Genomic DNA, 1,772 nt, shown 5'->3' with positions numbered 1-1,772 from the left:
CCCTGCACATCGAACTTGAATGGTTATCAGTTTAAGCTATGCGAGAGCCTGGCTGTCTAGCAATCCTCCACGAAACCGGGTGCAATTGAAACAGCGGGGAGATTGCCCCAACTGCCTCTGTTGATAGGGGTAGGAATGGAGGATTGACTCCACCCCTCCCTCCGAACCGGACGTGCGGTTCTCCCGCATCCGGCTCTCCGGTTAGTGCTTTACTCCATTACGGAGACTAGCGGCTTCGCTGTGCGCTGTTTGCAGGCTGAACAGGCCCAGCTCGGTAAAGTGCCGATTTGGCCAGCGTTGATGATCAGTGCCACGTCCGCAGCCACGTTTGCGATGTTGCTTGCGATAGATACTACGAAGACGCATGCGGATCCATTGATCCAGGTCGCGATGTTGACTCCAATAAGCGTGCTTAAAGTAGCCAAACCAACCTTTCAGTTTCGGATTGAGCAGCGATATGATCGTTGTCATGCCGTAGCCATTGCAGCGACGTGTATGTTCGCGCACGGCATCTCGTAGCTTCGCTTCGCTTTTCGGGCGCGCCAGCCGGATTATCCGACCACGACGGCTCCGTTTGAAGCGATAGCCGAGGAAGTCGAAGTAAGCTTCGGTTTCCTGCATATCCACGATGCGGGTTTTCTCAGGATGCAGCGTCAGTTTGACTTGCTCCATCCAGTGGCGCACGCGCTGGAGTGCTATCTCCGCTTCGGCTGCGCTTTGGCAGAGGATCACCATGTCGTCGGCATAGCGAGTCATCGCATAGCCGGTCGATTCCATCAGGTGGTCGAGTTCATCGAGATAGAGGTTGGACAGCAGTGGACTGATGACCCCGCCTTGTGGCGTGCCAGTGTCACTAGGATCCCATTCTCCGTTCTCCAACACGCCCGCCTTGAGGAAGCGTTCGATAATCGTTAACACACGGCCATCTGAGACGTCATTTTCCAGCAGCTGCATGAGCCGCGTCTGGTCAATGGCGTCAAAGTAGCCTTGGATGTCGATATCTACGATGTGTGTGTAGCCTTCGGCAAGTTGTCCGTCCACGCGCCTAAGCGCGTCGCGGCAACTGCGTTCGGGTCGGAACCCATAGCTGTGATCGGCAAAGCGATGCTCGAAGATTGGTTCGATTAGCATACGCAACGCTTGTTGCACCACGCGGCCGGTGACCGTCGGGATGCCCAAGGGGCGCGTTTGCTTGCTGCCAGCTTTGGGGATATGAACCCGTTTCACGGGCTTGGGTTGATAGCTGCCGTTTTTGAGGCGCTCTTTCACGGCGAGCAACCGAGTTTGGCTGTCTTTGTCAAAACGTGCTATCGTGATGCCGTCCACGCCACAGGCCCCTGCGTTGGACTTCACCTTTTCCCAAGCCAGCGACAAAGTGCGGTCTGAGTAAACTTTGTCTATCAGACTGAACCATTTGCCGCCTTTTACCCCTCTTGCGAGGGTCCTTAGCATCTTCTCGCTCCAGACGCCGCGTTGAGCCTTGTGATCTTGCCACAGGCTGTCTCCCGCTTGCTTACCCGACCCTGAGGCCGGAACTGACGCAGGTGTGGTTTCGCAACGACTGTCGCTTGAAGCATTCACTTTCCTGCCTCCCTTTGCTCCATCCGAGTTACCAGACTTCTTCGCTCATATGGAGGCTCTGACTGCTGCACCGAGTGAGCCCTGTGCATGTGCACACAGCTCTGCCTGCCCGGGCAGCTCTCACCACTTACATATACTTCCTTCGGAACGTTCCCACTCCAACCATGCCCAAACGTCCTCAACTCTATGAT

General features: G+C 55.8%; 1 protein-coding gene. It reads right to left on the bottom strand.

The annotated features are described in order from the left end of the window. Positions 1–201 precede the first annotated feature (201 nt). Positions 202–1,452, bottom strand: a complete 1,251-nt coding sequence (gene ltrA / locus HRU10_15345; GenBank protein ID NRA28608.1) for a group II intron reverse transcriptase/maturase — start codon at positions 1,450–1,452, stop codon at positions 202–204. Positions 1,453–1,772 lie beyond the last annotated feature (320 nt).

The sequence above is a fragment of the Opitutales bacterium genome, assembly GCA_013215165.1.
GTDB lineage: Bacteria > Verrucomicrobiota > Verrucomicrobiia > Opitutales > JABSRG01 > JABSRG01.
Note: the sequence above shows the minus strand (reverse complement) of the source record. Positions and strands in the feature narration are given on the sequence as shown.

What these genes read in the sequence shown, in the direction of transcription:
- ltrA (NRA28608.1), bottom strand. Translation starts at nt 1,452, where the DNA reads ATGCTAAGGACCCTCGCAAGAGGGGTAAAAGGCGGCAAATGGTTCAGT.